The sequence below is a fragment of the Halorientalis regularis genome, assembly GCF_023698535.1.
GTDB lineage: Archaea > Halobacteriota > Halobacteria > Halobacteriales > Haloarculaceae > Halorientalis > Halorientalis regularis.
On record NZ_JALJCL010000002.1, the window covers coordinates 282,861 to 297,693 of the forward strand.

Annotated in this window: 13 protein-coding genes; 8 read left to right on the plus strand and 5 right to left on the minus strand. The window is 66.9% G+C overall.

All coding sequences use genetic code 11. The features are described 5' to 3' along the window. Positions 1-100: 100 nt before the first annotated feature. Together MU521_RS03660 and MU521_RS03665 are read left to right on the plus strand one after the other, a co-directional pair. Positions 101-1,327 carry a FecCD family ABC transporter permease gene (locus MU521_RS03660; RefSeq protein ID WP_092689887.1) on the plus strand — a complete coding sequence of 409 codons (1,227 nt, stop codon included), beginning with the start codon at positions 101-103 and terminating at the stop codon, positions 1,325-1,327. After that, positions 1,327-2,280: an ABC transporter ATP-binding protein gene (locus tag MU521_RS03665; protein ID WP_092689889.1), complete on the plus strand. Its 954-nt coding sequence runs from the start codon at positions 1,327-1,329 to the stop codon at positions 2,278-2,280. Before MU521_RS03660 ends, MU521_RS03665 begins: the two co-directional genes overlap by 1 nt. Here MU521_RS03665 and MU521_RS03670 read toward each other — a convergent pair whose 3' ends face one another. Both MU521_RS03670 and MU521_RS03675 read right to left on the minus strand, forming a co-directional pair. Next, positions 2,281-2,985, minus strand: a complete 705-nt coding sequence (locus MU521_RS03670; RefSeq protein WP_092689891.1) for a phosphoglycerol geranylgeranyltransferase — start codon at positions 2,983-2,985, stop codon at positions 2,281-2,283. A 45-nt stretch (positions 2,986-3,030) separates the two neighbouring features. Next, positions 3,031-5,523 (minus strand): DNA topoisomerase I, encoded by a 2,493-nt coding sequence (locus MU521_RS03675; protein ID WP_092689894.1) that lies wholly within the window; start codon positions 5,521-5,523, stop codon positions 3,031-3,033. Positions 5,524-5,699: 176 nt separating this feature from the next. Here MU521_RS03675 and MU521_RS03680 point away from each other — a divergent pair, with 176 nt between their 5' ends. Continuing rightward, on the plus strand, positions 5,700-6,455 hold the full coding sequence (locus MU521_RS03680; protein WP_092689897.1) for a HEAT repeat domain-containing protein: 756 nt from the start codon (positions 5,700-5,702) through the stop codon (positions 6,453-6,455). Positions 6,456-6,501: 46 nt separating this feature from the next. Here the strand turns inward: MU521_RS03680 and gatB are convergent, their stop codons facing one another. After that, a complete protein-coding gene (gatB, locus tag MU521_RS03685) occupies positions 6,502-8,019 on the minus strand; it encodes an Asp-tRNA(Asn)/Glu-tRNA(Gln) amidotransferase subunit GatB (protein ID WP_092689900.1) in 1,518 nt (505 codons plus the stop codon). A 117-nt stretch (positions 8,020-8,136) separates the two neighbouring features. On the opposite strand from gatB, the gene MU521_RS03690 reads away from it, so the two are divergent. From MU521_RS03690 to MU521_RS03705, 4 genes are all read left to right on the plus strand, one after another. Further along, a complete protein-coding gene (locus MU521_RS03690) occupies positions 8,137-8,439 on the plus strand; it encodes a DUF6199 family natural product biosynthesis protein (protein ID WP_092689903.1) in 303 nt (100 codons plus the stop codon). A gap of 109 nt (positions 8,440-8,548) precedes the next feature. Beyond that, a complete protein-coding gene (locus tag MU521_RS03695; RefSeq protein WP_092689905.1) occupies positions 8,549-8,890 on the plus strand; it encodes a DUF7518 family protein in 342 nt (113 codons plus the stop codon). A 24-nt stretch (positions 8,891-8,914) separates the two neighbouring features. Next, complete coding sequence (gene smc / locus MU521_RS03700; RefSeq protein WP_092689908.1) at positions 8,915-12,505, plus strand: chromosome segregation protein SMC; 3,591 nt, start codon at positions 8,915-8,917, stop codon at positions 12,503-12,505. Then, positions 12,498-13,529, plus strand: coding sequence for a segregation/condensation protein A (locus MU521_RS03705; protein ID WP_092689911.1), 1,032 nt, complete (start codon positions 12,498-12,500; stop codon positions 13,527-13,529). The genes smc and MU521_RS03705 overlap by 8 nt, the downstream gene beginning before the upstream one ends. On the opposite strand, the gene MU521_RS03710 is transcribed toward MU521_RS03705, so the two are convergent. Beyond that, entirely contained in the window at positions 13,526-13,873 is a 348-nt protein-coding gene (locus tag MU521_RS03710) for a hypothetical protein (protein ID WP_092689914.1), read from the minus strand. The two genes, MU521_RS03705 and MU521_RS03710, sit on opposite strands and share 4 nt — an antisense overlap. Next, positions 13,870-14,214 carry an ArsR/SmtB family transcription factor gene (locus MU521_RS03715; protein WP_092689917.1) on the minus strand — a complete coding sequence of 115 codons (345 nt, stop codon included), beginning with the start codon at positions 14,212-14,214 and terminating at the stop codon, positions 13,870-13,872. Before MU521_RS03715 ends, MU521_RS03710 begins: the two co-directional genes overlap by 4 nt. A 100-nt stretch (positions 14,215-14,314) precedes the next feature. Here MU521_RS03715 and MU521_RS03720 point away from each other — a divergent pair, with 100 nt between their 5' ends. Further along, entirely contained in the window at positions 14,315-14,470 is a 156-nt protein-coding gene (locus MU521_RS03720; protein ID WP_175452804.1) for a hypothetical protein, read from the plus strand. The last annotated feature ends 363 nt before the right edge of the window (positions 14,471-14,833 follow it).

Sequence of the window (14,833 nt, forward strand, 5' to 3'; positions counted from 1 at the left end):
ACGAGATGGCGGCCAAATCAACTGTGGCGACACCCTCGCCGATGAGACCCGAGAGACCACCGGGATCGACGGGCCACGGTCGGGGGGGTGACCGTCCCCGATGACCGAAGACGAACGGGCGAGCGAGGACGGGACTCGGAGTCTCACCGAGCGGCTGACGCCGTGGCGAGCGCGCGAGACTGGCGCGAACGCCGGCCTCACGGGCCGGCTCGTCCGACGGTTCGCGTGGCTCGACGCCTCGTTGCTCGCCCTGATCTTCGGGAGTACGGCCATCGTCGTCGGCGCGGGACTCGTCCAGGTCAGTCTGGGCGCCTACGAGATGACCATCGGGCAGGCCTGGGCGGCGGTGGTCAACCCGAACGTCCTGTTCGATCCGCAGGCCTGGGACGCGTTCCTGCTGGGCGAGGCCGTCCCCGAGATGCGCACCGAGAGTCTGATCGTCTGGAACATCCGTCTCCCCCGGGTGCTGGTCGCGGTTCTGGTCGGCATGAACCTCGCAGTCTCGGGCGCGGTCTTCCAGGCGGTGACCCGGAACGAACTCGCGAGCCCGTTCATCCTCGGCGTGTCCTCGGGCGCGGGGCTGGCGATCCTGCTGACACTCGTGGCCTTCGCCGGCGTCACACTGGTCGTGCCGCTGGTCGTCACCGAGATCACGCTGGGGCTGTCCGCGCTCCTGCCCGTGATCGCCGCGGTCGGCGGGATCGCCGCCTTCCTGCTGGTCTACGCCATCGCCTGGAAGAACGGGACCTCGCCCGTACGGCTGGTCCTCGCGGGCGTCATCGTCAGCACCGTCTTCGGCTCACTCCAGACCGCGATGTTCTTCTTCGCCGACAACATCGGCGTGGTCCAGTCGGCCATCCAGTGGACGACGGGCTCGCTGACCGGCGTCGACTGGGAACAGGTCCGGATCGCGATTCCCTGGACCGTCTTCGGGCTGGCGCTTGCGATCGCGAGCGCCAGACAGCTGAACGTCCTCCTGCTGGGCGAGAGCACGGCGAAGTCCCTGGGGATGCGCGTCGAACGGATGCGGTTTGGCCTGTCGGCCGTCGCGGTCCTGCTGGCCGCGGCGAGCATCGCCGTCGCCGGCATCGTCAGCTTCGTCGGCCTGATCGTGCCCCACGTCGTCCGCAACGTCGTCGGCAGCGACTACCGGAAGCTGCTGATCGGCTGTCTGTTCGCCGGCCCCGCGCTGCTGGTCGCCGCCGACGTGGGCGCGCGACTCGCGCTGAGCCCCGCGCAGATCCCCGTCGGCATCGTCACCGGCCTCGTTGGCGGCCCGTACTTCCTCTACCTGATGCGCAGGCAGGAGAGCCTGGGTGAGATCTGATGGGTGAGCGCGGCTTCGCCACGGACGGCGGCGTGGGCTCGATCCTCGGCCGGGACGACGACAGCACAGCGGACGACGATGCGGACGACAGCCCCGCGAACGCCAGCGACGGGACCGGTGCGAGCGAGTTCAGCGGCGACGACCTCGTGATCGGCTATCCCAACACCGACGAGCCGGTGATCGACGGGGAGTCGATCCGCGTCCCGCCGGGCGAGGTGACCGCGCTGGTCGGCCCGAACGGCAGCGGCAAGAGTACCCTGCTGAAGGGGCTGGCCGACCAGTTGTCGCTTGATCGGGGCACCGTCCGGGTCGACGGCGCGGCGGTCCACGAACTCGGGACGAAGCGGCTCGCCCGGAAACTCGGCTTGCTCTCCCAGGACAGCACCGCGCCCAACAGCATCACCGTCGAGAAACTGGTCGCACACGGTCGCTACCCCCACCGCGGCGCGTTCGAGGCGCTGACCGACGCGGACTGGGACGCCATCGACCGCGCCATCTCGCTGGCCGGTGTCGATCACCTCCGGGACCGCGAGGTCGGCCAGTTAAGCGGCGGCCAACAGCAGTTGGCCTGGATCGCGATGGCGCTGGCCCAGGAGACCGACGTCCTCCTGCTCGACGAACCGACGACGTTCCTCGACCTGCGCCACCAGTTGCAGGTGATGGCAATCGTCGAACGCCTCCGCGACGAGAGCGAGACGACCGTGGTGCTCGTGCTCCACGATATCGAGCAGGCGGCCCAGTACGCCGATCACGTCGTCGCGCTCGAAGACGGGTCGGTCTCCGCCCGCGGTCCGCCGGAGGCGGTCGTCACCGAAGAGTTGCTGGCCGACGTGTTCGGCGTCGACGCCGCGGTCGCGACGACCGACCACGGCCCGCAGGTGACGCCGTTACGGCCGCTCGATGACGGCGACGACGGGGACGAAACGGGCGGGCCGGACGGAGAGCGAGGATGATCAGTTCGCGTCTCGCGCGCCTTCGACGGTCTCGCGGACGGCGCCGACACCCTCGTCGTGGACGAGATCGCCCACGATCACCACGTCTGCCTCCTGGGCCATCTGGTGGGCCGAGTCGTAGTCGTGGATGCCGCCGCCGTAGAACAGCGTGGCCTCGTCCAGCGCCTCGCTGGCCGCCCGGACCTTCGAGGGGTCGCCCAGCGTGCCGGAGTACTCGACGTAGACGATCTCCTGGCCGAACATCTGCTCGGCGACCTCGGCGTAGGCGGCCACGTCGTCGGCGTCCTGCTCGCAGTTGGCCCCGGTGTAGGTCGCCACGGAGGCTTCGGGGTTGAGGACGATGTACGCTTCCGTCCAGGTACGCGACCAGTCGATGTCGTCGTCCAGTCGGACCCACTCCTTGTGCGCGCCGGTCGTCCACGTCACGTCGCCGGCGTTCAGCACGATTGGGACGAGATAGCCGTCGTGGGCGTCGCTGTGGACGACCGAAGACGGGTTGGACGGCTCGATGTACAGCGGGATGTCGTACTTCCCGCAGGCCTCGACGACCCGCTGCATCTTCTCTTCGGTCATCCCGGTAGTGCCGCCCACCTCGATGGCGTCGGTCCCGGTCGCCGCCACGTCCTCGAACGTCTCACCGTCGACCAGCGACTTGTCCGGGTCGATCTTCAAAACGTGATCCCACTCCGTCCATGGCCCGCTCATACCGGGGCATTCCGACCGACCGTGAAAACTACTTCGGAAAAGCAGTCAGTCCGCGGCTTCCGCGCCCGCCTGCTGTTGCCACTCCCGGATCTGGTCGGCGCTGACCCCCTGCACCGTCGTCGCGACCTCGTCGGGGTCGACGGTCTCCAGGTCCGCCAGCGTCTCGATGTCGGCCTCGGCCAGTTTCTCGGCCGTGCGCTCGCCCAGTCCGTCCAGATCCACCAGATCGTCGACCGCCTGCCGGGCCTGGTACTCCTGGTAGTTACAGATCGGACAGCCCAGTTCCCACGGGTCGTCGCCGTTGTGGACGATCAACTCGGGCAGGTCGTGCTCGTCACAGCGCTCGTCGGTCACCTCGATCTCGCCCCGGCGCGGGAGCGGCAGGGAGTACTCACAGTCGGGGTAGCGCGTACACCCGACCAGCCGCGAGCCGTTGCGGAGCTGTTTGATCGCCAGGTCGCCTCCTTCGTCAGCACCGCATTCGGGACAGTCACCGATCACTTCGTCCTCGCTCTCGTCGGCCTCGTCGGCCGCACACTGGGGACAACCGTGGACGAACGTGTCCCGCCCCGCGAGCATCTTGACGTGCCGGAGCCCGTGTTCCTCACACTCCTCGTCCAGCACCTGTGGCTGGCCCGTACTCGGCAGGGGGAGGGTGTATCGACAGTCCGGGAAGCCGTCACAGCCCACGAAGTGGGAGCCGTGGCGACTCTGCCGGATCAACAGGTCGTGGTCGCTCTCCGGGCAGGGGCCCAGCGTGCGGTCGGCCTTCAGCGACTGCTGGAGGTGGTCGCCGACCTCCTCGCGGGACTCGTGGAGTTCCTCGAACACGCGTTCGAGCATCTCCCGTGACTCCTCGGTCACGTCGTCCAGCGTCGCCTCGCCGCTGGCGATGGCCGCCATGTCGGCTTCGAGTTCGGCGGTCATCTCCTCGCTGACGACGTGGTCGGCGAACTCCTCGGCGGCCTCGACGACGGCTTTGGCCAGCGTCGTCGGCCGCGGCGGATCCTGCTCGATGTAGCCCCGGTCGTACAGCTTCTCGATCGTGTTGTGTCGCGTCGACTTCGTTCCGAGGCCGAGATCCTCCATGCGCTCGATCAGCCGTGACTGGCCGTAGCGACGGGGCGGCTGGGTCTGCTTGGCCGCCAGTTCCACGTCGGAGACGGCGAGTTCCGCGCCCTCCTCCACGTCGGGCACGAAGTTCTCGCTCGCGCTGGAGTAGGGGTAGACCGCGTGATAGCCCGGTTCGACGAGGCGCTTGCCGTTGGCCTTCAACTGGCAGCCGTTGGCGTCGGCGACCACACGCAGGTGTTCCCAGGTGGCCGGTTCCGCGACGGTCGCGAAGAACCGGCGGACGATCAGTTCGTAGACCTCCCACTCGTCATCGTCGAGTTCGCTCCGGTTGGGGAGTTCGCCCGTCGGGTGGATCGGCGGGTGGTCGGTCGTCTCCTCGTCGCCCCGCGTGGGCTCGATCTCGTCGAGGTTGAGCAGACCGGCCGCGTCCTCGCCGAAGGCACCGGTATCGGTGAACGCGCCCAGCAGTTCCTCGGGGTCCAGATCCTCGGGGTACACCGTGTTGTCCGTGCGCGGGTACGTGATGTAGCCCGCGGTGTACAGCTCCTCGGCGATGCTCATCGCGCGCTGGGCGGAGTAGCCCAGCGAACCCGCGGCGCTGATGAACGCCGTGGTGTTGAACGGCGCGGGCGGGTCGTCGGTCCGGGTGCGCCGTCGGACTTCGGTGACGGTCGCGCTTTTCGCCGCCAGCAACCGCTCGTGGGCGTCCTCGGCGGCGTCCTCGTCCCAGACGCGTTCGGCCTCTTTGCCGTCGTCGTCGTAGAAGTACTGGGCCTCGAAGGACTGGCTGTCCTCCGTGAGGTCGGCGAACAGTTCCCAGTAGTCGTCGGGCTCGAAGGCCTCGATCTCGCGCTCGCGGTCGACGATCAGCTTCAGCGTCGGCGACTGCACCCGCCCGACGGAAATGAAGTCGTCACCCAGTTGCCGGGCCGACAGCGAGAGGAATCGGGTGAGCGCCGCGCCCCAGATCAGGTCGATGATCTGGCGGGCCTCGCCCGCCGCCGCCAGGTCGAAGTCCAGATCGTCGGGCTCGGCGAAGGCGTCTTTGACTTCGCGCTCGGTGATCGAGGAGAACCGGACCCGCTTGATCGGCACGTCGGTCTCGTCGCGGATGATCTCGTAGGCTTCCTTGCCGATCAACTCGCCCTCGCGGTCGTAGTCGGTCGCGATGACGGCCTCGTCGGCCCGGCCCGCGAGCTGGCGGAGCGTGCGGACGATGTTCTCCTTGGTCGCGGACTTGGTGATCTCGGCGTCGATCAACTCGACGGGTTCCACGTCGCGCCAATCCGAGTACTCCGGCGGGAAGTCGACGCCGACGACGTGGCCCGACAGCCCGACGACACGCTTGTCGCCCCAGCGGTAGACGTTGACGCCGTTCCGGCGGTCGACCTCGGCGCTGTCCTCGCTGAGGATTTCGGCGATGCGCCGCGCGGCGTTGTCCTTCTCCGTGATTATCAACTCCACGGCGGCCCACCTCCCGGTGCGTGGGTGGTCATTCGCCAGGCTCTAAGCGCACACAGGCTTTGAAGCTTTCGTCCCAGTGAGCCGGGAAATCGCTGGACTGCGCGGGTACGCGCGTTCGCGCGCCGGCGAGCGGGCAGGTTCAACGCTTATCCGTTCTCGGCCGCCAGAGTAGACCGATGCTCCGCCGCCTGCTGTCGTGGCTGGGATCGGACGATGACAGACCGGCCGATCCCGAGACCCGGGCCGACCGCCTCCGTGAGATCGGGCGCGATCCGCTGGCTCACGGCCACGACGCGACCGAGGACGTCCTCGCGGCACTCGACGACGAGTCCCCGCTCGTGCGGACCACCGCCGCGGAAGTGCTGGGCTCGGTCGAGGTCTACCACGAACTCGTCGCCGCCGACCCGCTGATCGAGTGTCTGGACGACCCCGAGCGGTCGGTCCGGCTCGCGGCCGCAGAGGCGCTGACGGTCACGACCGACGCGACGGTCGTCGACGACGTACTCCCCTACGCGCTCGCCGACGACCCCGGCGTCCGCGCCGCCGGCGCAGTCGGCCTCTATCACGCGCTCGGGCGGATCACCTACGAGTTCGCGCCGGCACAGGTCGAGGCACTGTTCGACGCCGTCGCTGCCACGAACGAGGGCGACGCGGGGACCGAGGACGACGAGTTGGCCCGGGAGTACCTCCTCTCGGCGATCTCCCGGGGTGTGGCGACGCGTGATCTGGCGTCCCTCGACGCGGCCCGGACGGACATTCTCGTGACCGCGCTCGACGACGACGCGATCTCCGTCAGCGGGCAGGCCGCCGCCCTGCTCGGCCACGTCGACAACGAGACGGCGCGCGCTGGTCTCCGGAAGGCCAGCGAGCGTCACGCCGACGAACGAGTGCGGGACGCCGCAACCGAGGCCCTGACCGACGGTGCCGAGTGAGAGTTCTGGCGAACCAGCCGACTCGGCTCTCCGGACCTCGTCGGTCCTACCCCTCTAGCTCTTCCCGCAACAACTGGTTCACGTCGCCCGGGTCGGCACTGCCACCAGTCTTCTGCATCACCTGGCCGACGAGGAAGTTGATGGCGTTGTCGTCCCCGTCGTGATAGTCCTCGACTGCACCGGGATTCTCGTCGATAGCCGCGGTGACCGCGGCGGCCACCTCGTCGCCGCTGGTCTTGCCCAGGTCCGCGTCCTCGACGACGGTATCGGGAGCGTTCCCCTCGTCGAGCATCGTCCGGAGGACCGTCTCGCGGGCGTTCTTGGCGGTGATCTCGTCCTCGGCGACGAGTTCGACCAGGCGCATGACCTCGTCGAAGCGGTCGTCGATGTCCGTGATCGCCATGTCGCGGTAGTTCAGTTCGCCCAGCAGGTTGTCCGCGACCCACGTCGCCGCGAGGTCGGGATCGAACTCCTCGGCCACGTCCTCGAAGAAGTCCGCGACCTGCTTCGTGCTGGTGAGTTTCGAGGCCGCCTCGTCGCTGAGGCCGTACTCGGCCGCGAAGCGCTCGCGGCGGGCGTCGGGCAGTTCGGGGATGGCGATTCGCTCCTTCCAGTCGGCCACCTGGAGCGGCGGGAGGTCGGCCTCCCGGAAGTACCGGTAGTCTTTCTCCTCTTCCTTCGAGCGCATCGAGACCGTGTTGCCGTGGGTCTCGTTGAAGTGGCGCGTCTCCTGCTCGACCGCGCGGCCCGACTCGACGAGTTTCTTCTGCCGGGACTTCTCGAAGGCCAGGGCCTTCTCCGCGCCCTTGTGGCTGGAGATGTTCTTGACCTCCGTGCGGTTGGCGGCTTCCAGCACGTCCTCGGGAATCTCGCCGTCCTCGTCGACTTCCTCGGCGGGGACCATCGAGAGGTTGGCGTCGATCCGGAGCGACCCGTCACGGCCGGGATCGAACACGCCGAGGTACTCGAGGACTTCTTCGAGTTTTTCGAGGAACTTCCGGACCTCGGCGGGGTCCCGGAAGTCCGGTTCGGTGACGACCTCCATCAGCGGCGTGCCGGCGCGGTTGTAGTCGATCAGGGTGTAGTCGGCACGCTCGATGGAGACGGTGCGGCTCTCCAGCCCCTCCGTGCCCTCGCGGACGTGCTTGATGCTCCCGGGATCCTCTTCGAGGTGGGCCCGCCGGATGTCGACGCTCCGGCGACGGCCGTCGACGCTGAACTCCAGTGCCCCGTTCTGACAGATCGGCGCGTCGTACTGGGTGATCTGGAAGTTCTTGGGCAGGTCCGGGTAGTAGTAGTTCTTCCGGTGGAACGTCGTTTCCTCGGGAATCTCGGCGTCGATGGCCTTCCCCACCTTGACCGCGGCCTCGACGGCCCCCTCGTTGAGGACCGGCAGGGCACCGGGGAGACCGAGACAGACGGGGCAGGTGTGGGTGTTCGGCTCGTCGTCGCCCACGTCGGTCGAACAGCCACAGAAGATCTTCGTCGCCGTCTCCAGCTGGACGTGGACTTCCAGCCCGATGACGGCGACGAGATCCCCCGTTTCGGCAGCCTGTGCAGTCATTACTCGCGGTTCGTGAGCGGACGGCTAAAGGCTAACGACCCGGGCGAGTGCTGGCGTCGCCGCGCCGCGGACGGCCGGAGACGCACCTTTCTTGTCCGTCCTCGCCCACGTACCGGTATGGTCACCGAGAAACTGCGCCGCCTGAGTTACGGCTGGCTGCTCGTCCAGGGCCTGCTGGCCGCCGCCAGCCCGAAACGGAGTATCCAGCTCAACGCCAAGCTGTGGGGCCTGGCCTTCGAGAACACCGGCGAACTGAAGCCGAAACCGTGGTACGTCCGCTCGGTCCGCGCCGCTGGGGTCGGGATGCTCGCGGCCGGCGGTGTCGGCCTCCTGCTGGAAGATCGAGCTAGCGAGGACGAGGAGGCCGAGGCAGCCGAGGAGCCGGACGAACCGATCACCGTCGAGACCGACGACGATTGACGGACACGCCTGCCGACCCGTGCCGACCGTTTTCACCAGGCCCGTTCTTATCAGAAGCTATGTGAATGTCTGACGTAACTTTATGCCGGCGGGGACGGGCTATGTCTCTATGGCGAGCGGCAATCGCGTCGAGGAACTCGAATCGCGCGTAAACGAGCTTGAGGCGACGGTCGACGGCCTGACCGACGAACTCGTCGAGTGCAAGGTCCGTATTCGCGAGCTAGAGAACGTCGTCGACGACCAGGTCGGACTGGACACCATCGACGGGAGCGGCGTCGGGTCGTCGACGGCCCCGGCGGAACGCGAGGCCGACGACGCGGCGGCCGAGTCGGAGCCGGAACCGGAGCCCGAGCCGGCCGCGGACGCGGAGCCGGCCGACACGCCTAAATCCGAGGCCGCCGAGGCGGAAGACGAGACGGAGTCAGAGGGCAGCGACATCATCGTCGCCTGACGGGCTCCGGCCACGAGCACCCCCATGCACATCAAAGAGCTCGTCCTCGACAATTTCAAGAGTTTCGGCCGGAAGACGCGAATCCCGTTTTACGAGGATTTCACCACCGTGAGCGGCCCGAACGGATCGGGCAAATCCAACATCATCGACTCGATTCTGTTCGCGCTGGGCCTGGCTCGCACGTCGGGCATCCGCGCGGAGAAGCTGACCGACCTCATTTACAATCCCGGTCACCAGGACGGCGAGCGTGAGGGCGACGAGGAACGCGAAGCGAGCGTCGAAGTCATCCTCGACAACGCCGACGGGACCCTCGAACGGGGGACCGTCGTCAACGCCGCCGGCACCGAGGACGTGGGCGACTGTTCGGAGATTTCCATCAAGCGCCGCGTCAAAGAGACCGAGGACAACTACTACTCCTATTACTACATCAACGGCCGTTCGGTCAACCTCTCGGACATCCAGGACCTGCTGGCCCAGGCCGGCGTCACGCCCGAGGGGTACAACGTCGTCATGCAGGGCGACGTGACCGAAATCATCAACATGACCCCGCACGCGCGCAGGGAGATCATCGACGAGATCGCCGGGGTCGCCCAGTTCGACGCCAAGAAGGAAGACGCCTTCGAGGAACTGGAGGTCGTCGAGGAACGCATCGAGGAGGCCCAGCTCCGCATCGAGGAGAAACGCGATCGGCTGAGCCAGCTCGAAGACGAACGTGAGACCGCCCTCGAGTATCAGGAGCTCCGCGACGAGAAGGAAGAGTACGAATCCTACCGGAAGGCCGCCGAACTGGAGGACAAACGGGCAGAACTCGACGCGGTCCGAGAGGAGATCGAGGAACTGGAGGACGAACTGGAGACCCTCCAGCGCGAACTCGACGAGCGCCAGGGGACGGTCGTCCGCCTCGAAGAGGACCTCGAAGACCTCAACGCCGAGATCGAGCGCAAAGGCGAGGACGAGCAGTTACGGATCAAACGCGAGATCGAGGAGGTCAAAGGCGAGATCTCTCGGCTGGAAGACGCCGTCGAGAGCGCCGAAGAAAAGATCGAGGACGCCGAGAACGAGCGCCGGCAGGCGTTCGTCCAGATCGACCGGAAACAGGAGGAGATCGACGACCTGGAGGGCGACATCCGCGAAACCAAGGTCGCCAAGTCCGGCGTCAAAGCCGACATCCAGGAGAAAGAGGACGAACTCGCCGGACTGGAAGAACAGATCGAGGAGGTCGGCGCGGAGTTCGAGGAGGTCAAAGACGAACTCGACGAGAAACGGGCCGCCCTCGAGGACGAAAAGAGCGAGAAAAACGACCTCCAGCGCGAGCAGGACCGGCTGCTGGACGAGGCGCGCCGGCGCTCGAACCAGCAACGCGAGAAAGAGGCGGCCATCGAGGAGGCCGAGGCCCGACTCCCCGAGATCGACGCCGAGATCACCGATCTGGAGGACGAACTCGAGAAGGCCGCGGAGAACCGGTCGACCATCTCGGGCGTCGTCGAGGACCTCAAACAGGAGAAACGCGAGTTGCAGTCCGATCTCGACGACATCGAGGACGAGATCTCGGCCAAACAGCAGGAGTACGCCGAACTCGAAGCGAAGGCGGGACAGGACGGCGATTCCTCGTACGGCCGGGCGGTGACGACGATCCTCAACGGCGGGATCGACGGCGTTCACGGCACGGTCGGCCAGTTGGGCGGCGTCGATCCCGAGTACGCGACGGCGTGTGAGACGGCCGCGGGCGGGCGACTGGCACACGTCGTCGTCGACGACGACGGCATCGGACAGCACTGTATCGAGTACCTGAAGTCTCGCAACGCGGGGCGGGCGACGTTCCTGCCGATCACGAAGATGCAGCAGCGGTCGCTGTCGAGCCTGCCGAGCCACGACGGCGTGATCGACTTCGCCTACAACTTGGTCGACTTCGACAGCGAGTACGCGGGCATCTTCTCGTACGTGCTCGGCGACACGCTGATCGTCGACGAGATGGACACCGCCCGCGACCTGATGGGCGACTATCGGATGGTTACCCTCGAAGGAGATTTGGTCGAGAAGTCGGGTGCAATGACCGGCGGCTCCTCGAAGGGGACGCGCTACTCATTCTCGGGCGGGCAGGGCCAGCTCGAACGCGTCGCCGCGCGGATCAACGACCTCGAAGACGAGCGCAAGTCGATCCGGTCGGACCTGCGGGACGTGGAGAACCGGCTGGACGACGCCCGCGACCGGAAATCAGACGCGGCGGATCAGGTCCGGGAGATCGAGAGCGAGATCGAAGCCCTCGAAACCGAACGCGAGGAGACCGAGGAGCGGATCGAACGGCTGGAGGCCGAACTCGACGAAATCGAAAAAGACCGCGAAGAAGTCTCCGACCGGATGGACGAACTCGAAGGCGAGATCGAGGAACGGACCGCGGAGATCGAGGCCATCGAGGACGAGATCGTCGAGTTGGAGAGCGAGATCGAGGACTCGGAACTGCCGAAGCTGACGAACCAGGCCGACGAGGTGCGCGAGGCAATCGCCGACCTCGAAGCCCGGCGCGACGATCTCGACGGCGACCTGAACGAACTCCAACTCGAAAAGCAGTACGCCGAGGACGCCATCGAGGAACTCCACGACGACATCGAGGCGGCCCAGAACCGCAAGGCCGAGCAGGAAGAGCGGATCGAGGAACTCGAGGCCGAGATCGCCGAGCAGGAGGAACTGCTCGAAGAGAAAGAGGCGGCGGTCGCCGACCTCGAAGAAGAGCTGGCAGACCTCAAAGCGGAGCGTGAGGAGCTGAAAGACGACCTCAAGGAGGCAAAGCAGGTTCGTGACGAACAGCAGTCGAAGGTCACCAGCGTCGAGGACGACCTCGCGGACTGTCGCGAGGAGGAAGACCGACTGGAGTGGGAGGTCGACGAACTCGAAGGACAGGTCGGGGACTACGACCCGGAGGACGTGCCCGACCACGACGAGGTCGAACGCGAGATCGACCGCCTCGAGACCGAGATGGAGAAGCTCGAACCGGTGAACATGCTCGCCATCGAGGAGTACGACGAGGTGAAGGCGGACCTCGACGACCTCGAGGACAAGAAGGGGACGCTCGTCGAGGAGGCCGACGGCATCCGCGACCGGATCGAGACCTACGAGGCCCGGAAGAAGGAGACGTTCATGGATGCCTACGAGGGCATCAACGAGCAGTTCGAGGACATCTTCGAGCGGCTCTCGAACGGGACTGGGACCCTGCACCTCGAAGACGAGGACGACCCCTTCGACGGCGGGCTGACGATGAAAGCCCAGCCCAAGGACAAACCGATCCAGCGGCTGGCGGCGATGTCCGGCGGGGAGAAGTCCCTGACTGCGCTGGCGTTCATCTTCGCCATCCAGCGGTACAACCCCGCGCCGTTCTACGCGCTGGACGAGGTGGACGCCTTCCTCGACGCGGCCAACGCCGAGATGGTCGGCGAGATGGTCGACGAACTCGCGGGTGACGCGCAGTTCGTCGTGGTCTCGCACCGCTCGGCGCTGCTGGAACGCTCGGAGCGAGCTATCGGCGTCACGATGCAGGAGGACAACATCTCCGCCGTGACCGGCATCGACCTGAGCGAGGTCGGTGGCGACGGCGACGAGGAGGTGCCGGCGGATGACTAGCGGGGACGAGCGGGGCGAGGACGACGACATTCCGCTGAACATCGCTGGTCACGAGGACCGGGAGCCGCCCAGCGGCTCCGACAGCGCGAGCGGGGAGCGGAGCGACCCGCGAGCGGGCGAGAAACCAGACGGTGCGTCGTCGATGCGCGGCAGTGACGACGGAGGCGGGGACGCGGACGGTGACGCGGCCGAAGCCCACGCCGTCGACCGACCGAAACCGCCGGGCGAGGACGACGAGGACGACGTGCAACCCGTCGAAGTGCTGGTCCAGCTCGCCAAGGACGACGAGATCGAGCCCTGGGACATCGACATCGTGACCGTGACGGACAAGTTCCTCGACCGACTGGACGAGGCCGACCTCCGGACGTCGGGTCGCGCGCTGTTCTACGCGAGCGTCCTCCTGCGGATGAAAAGCGACGCGATGCTGAGCGACGACGAGGACGAAGAGGAGGAACCCGAGCCCTGGGAGGCGGCGGCGATGGGCGAGGACACGCCGCTGGACTCGGACGCCGATCCCTTCGCCTCACTGGAGAAGGAGATGGATCGGCGGCTCGACCGGAAACGGGCCCGCGGGATGCCACAGACACTGGACGAACTGGTCCGGGACCTCCGGGAAGCCGAACGGGACACCTGGTGGAAGGAGTCCAGGGAGTACGACACGAGCGACAGTCCCAGCACGTACCAGCGCGGGACACAGGAACTCGACTACCGGAGCGGCGACGAGTTCCGGATGGACGACGAGCCGACGGCCGCGGACGTGACCGGGACCGCCCACGGCGAGGACATCGACGCGATCATCGACGACGTGTACGGGGCCTGCCTCGAGCAGTGGGAAGCGGGCCGTGAGGAAGTCCTTTACGCCGAAATCGAGAACGCGGGCGGCTCCCGGGTCGAGACGTTCCTCGGCCTGCTCTTTCTCTCCCACCGCGGGCAGGTGTACCTCCAGCAAGACGACCTGTTCGGCGACCTCTGGATTCAGGATCCGAACGCGGCCCAGGGTTCCGAAGAGGCCATCGCGGACTAGTTCTCGCGGCGCGGCATCCAGAGGCCATAGAGGAGACAGAGGAGTCCGACGACCGTACTCCCGTCGGCGGCCAGCGACAGCGCGACGTCGACGGTCGTCCGCATCCCGGGTGCGAACGAGCCGACGCGGTCGAGGACGAGATAGACGCCGAGCAGGAAGCCACGGGTCCAGAAGGTGAGCAGGAAGCCGGTCGCGACGAACAGCATCGGCAGGCTCTCGTTGCGCCGGTACCCCCGGAAGGCGATGTAGCCGACGAGCAGACCGAGGACCGCGATGGCGACGGTAAAGGTCGACGAGACGGGGTCGCTCGTCCGGGCCGCGAACTGGAGTACTGGGTCAGTCATCGGAGGTCCTCCACGAACTGGGTGAAGCGGTCGGCCATGCGGTCCCGTCGGGACAGTCGGATCGTGAGGCCGTCCGCGGAGAGATCGACGACGACGCGGTCGAGGGTGGCGGTGTAGACTTTGTAGTGGTGGCCGTCGGCGTCCGCGCGGGTCTGTTCGGTGACCAGATCGTGTACCCGGAGGTCCTCGAGGCGGCGGTAGACCGTCGGCGTCGACACGCCACAGCGGTCGCTGAGCTCGTCGGCCGACAGGGGTTGCGCGGCGGTCGCTTCGAGGATCGTCCGCGCGCAGTCGTCGGCCAGCAGCGTCGCGATGGCCTCGACATCGCTGTCTGCATCCACAGTACCACCACTCGGTGACCGAGTATCAACGCGGTTGCACGACTTCACTCGCTGAAACCGAGGCTGGCGGCTTATATTCATGGCCCGCCTCCCTCCGAGCATGGTCCCAATCAACGAAACGACCCTCGGACTGACCTTCGCCGTTCTCGGCGTGGTCTTCTCGGTCGCGTGGCTGGTCCTGGGCCTGTACGGTATCAACAGCCTCCGGGAGATCAAAGCGAAGCTGGACGAGCACGAGGGCGAAAACGAACTGTAGCCGACCGGTCGTCCCGCCGGACTCTCGGCAATCGTTGTTCGTCGCGCTCGTCGTCTCAACCCGCCAAGAACGGGTAGTTAACGGTCTCGACGTGGTAGCCCCGAGCGGGATGGCAGCACACGATTTCGGCCCGTTCGGTTCCCGGCGAAAGAGCTATGATCTTTCGTGTTGTATGGTAACGGTGAACATGACGCCGACCAGATTCCAGGAGCGACTGGCCGAGACCGAGGGCCGGGTCGACACCGAGCAGTTCCTCCAGGCGCTCCAGTACGTCCGGGACGACGGACACCGGTGATCCCCCCGGCCGGTCGCGCGGGGCGGCAAGCGGCTGGTCGGTGTGTGGCGGGGAACCACTCGAATCGT

Excerpts from the sequence above, each read along its gene's own strand:
- gatB (WP_092689900.1), bottom strand. The coding sequence starts at position 8,019 with ATGACTGCACAGGCTGCCGAAACGGGGGATCTCGTCGCCGTCATCGGG.
- MU521_RS03695 (WP_092689905.1), top strand. The coding sequence starts at position 8,549 with ATGGCGAGCGGCAATCGCGTCGAGGAACTCGAATCGCGCGTAAACGAG.
- MU521_RS03720 (WP_175452804.1), top strand. The coding sequence starts at position 14,315 with ATGGTCCCAATCAACGAAACGACCCTCGGACTGACCTTCGCCGTTCTC.
- MU521_RS03660 (WP_092689887.1), top strand. The coding sequence starts at position 101 with ATGACCGAAGACGAACGGGCGAGCGAGGACGGGACTCGGAGTCTCACC.
- MU521_RS03710 (WP_092689914.1), bottom strand. The coding sequence starts at position 13,873 with ATGACTGACCCAGTACTCCAGTTCGCGGCCCGGACGAGCGACCCCGTC.
- smc (WP_092689908.1), top strand. The coding sequence starts at position 8,915 with ATGCACATCAAAGAGCTCGTCCTCGACAATTTCAAGAGTTTCGGCCGG.
- MU521_RS03690 (WP_092689903.1), top strand. The coding sequence starts at position 8,137 with ATGGTCACCGAGAAACTGCGCCGCCTGAGTTACGGCTGGCTGCTCGTC.
- MU521_RS03665 (WP_092689889.1), top strand. The coding sequence starts at position 1,327 with ATGGGTGAGCGCGGCTTCGCCACGGACGGCGGCGTGGGCTCGATCCTC.
- MU521_RS03670 (WP_092689891.1), bottom strand. The coding sequence starts at position 2,985 with ATGAGCGGGCCATGGACGGAGTGGGATCACGTTTTGAAGATCGACCCG.
- MU521_RS03680 (WP_092689897.1), top strand. The coding sequence starts at position 5,700 with ATGCTCCGCCGCCTGCTGTCGTGGCTGGGATCGGACGATGACAGACCG.
- MU521_RS03705 (WP_092689911.1), top strand. The coding sequence starts at position 12,498 with ATGACTAGCGGGGACGAGCGGGGCGAGGACGACGACATTCCGCTGAAC.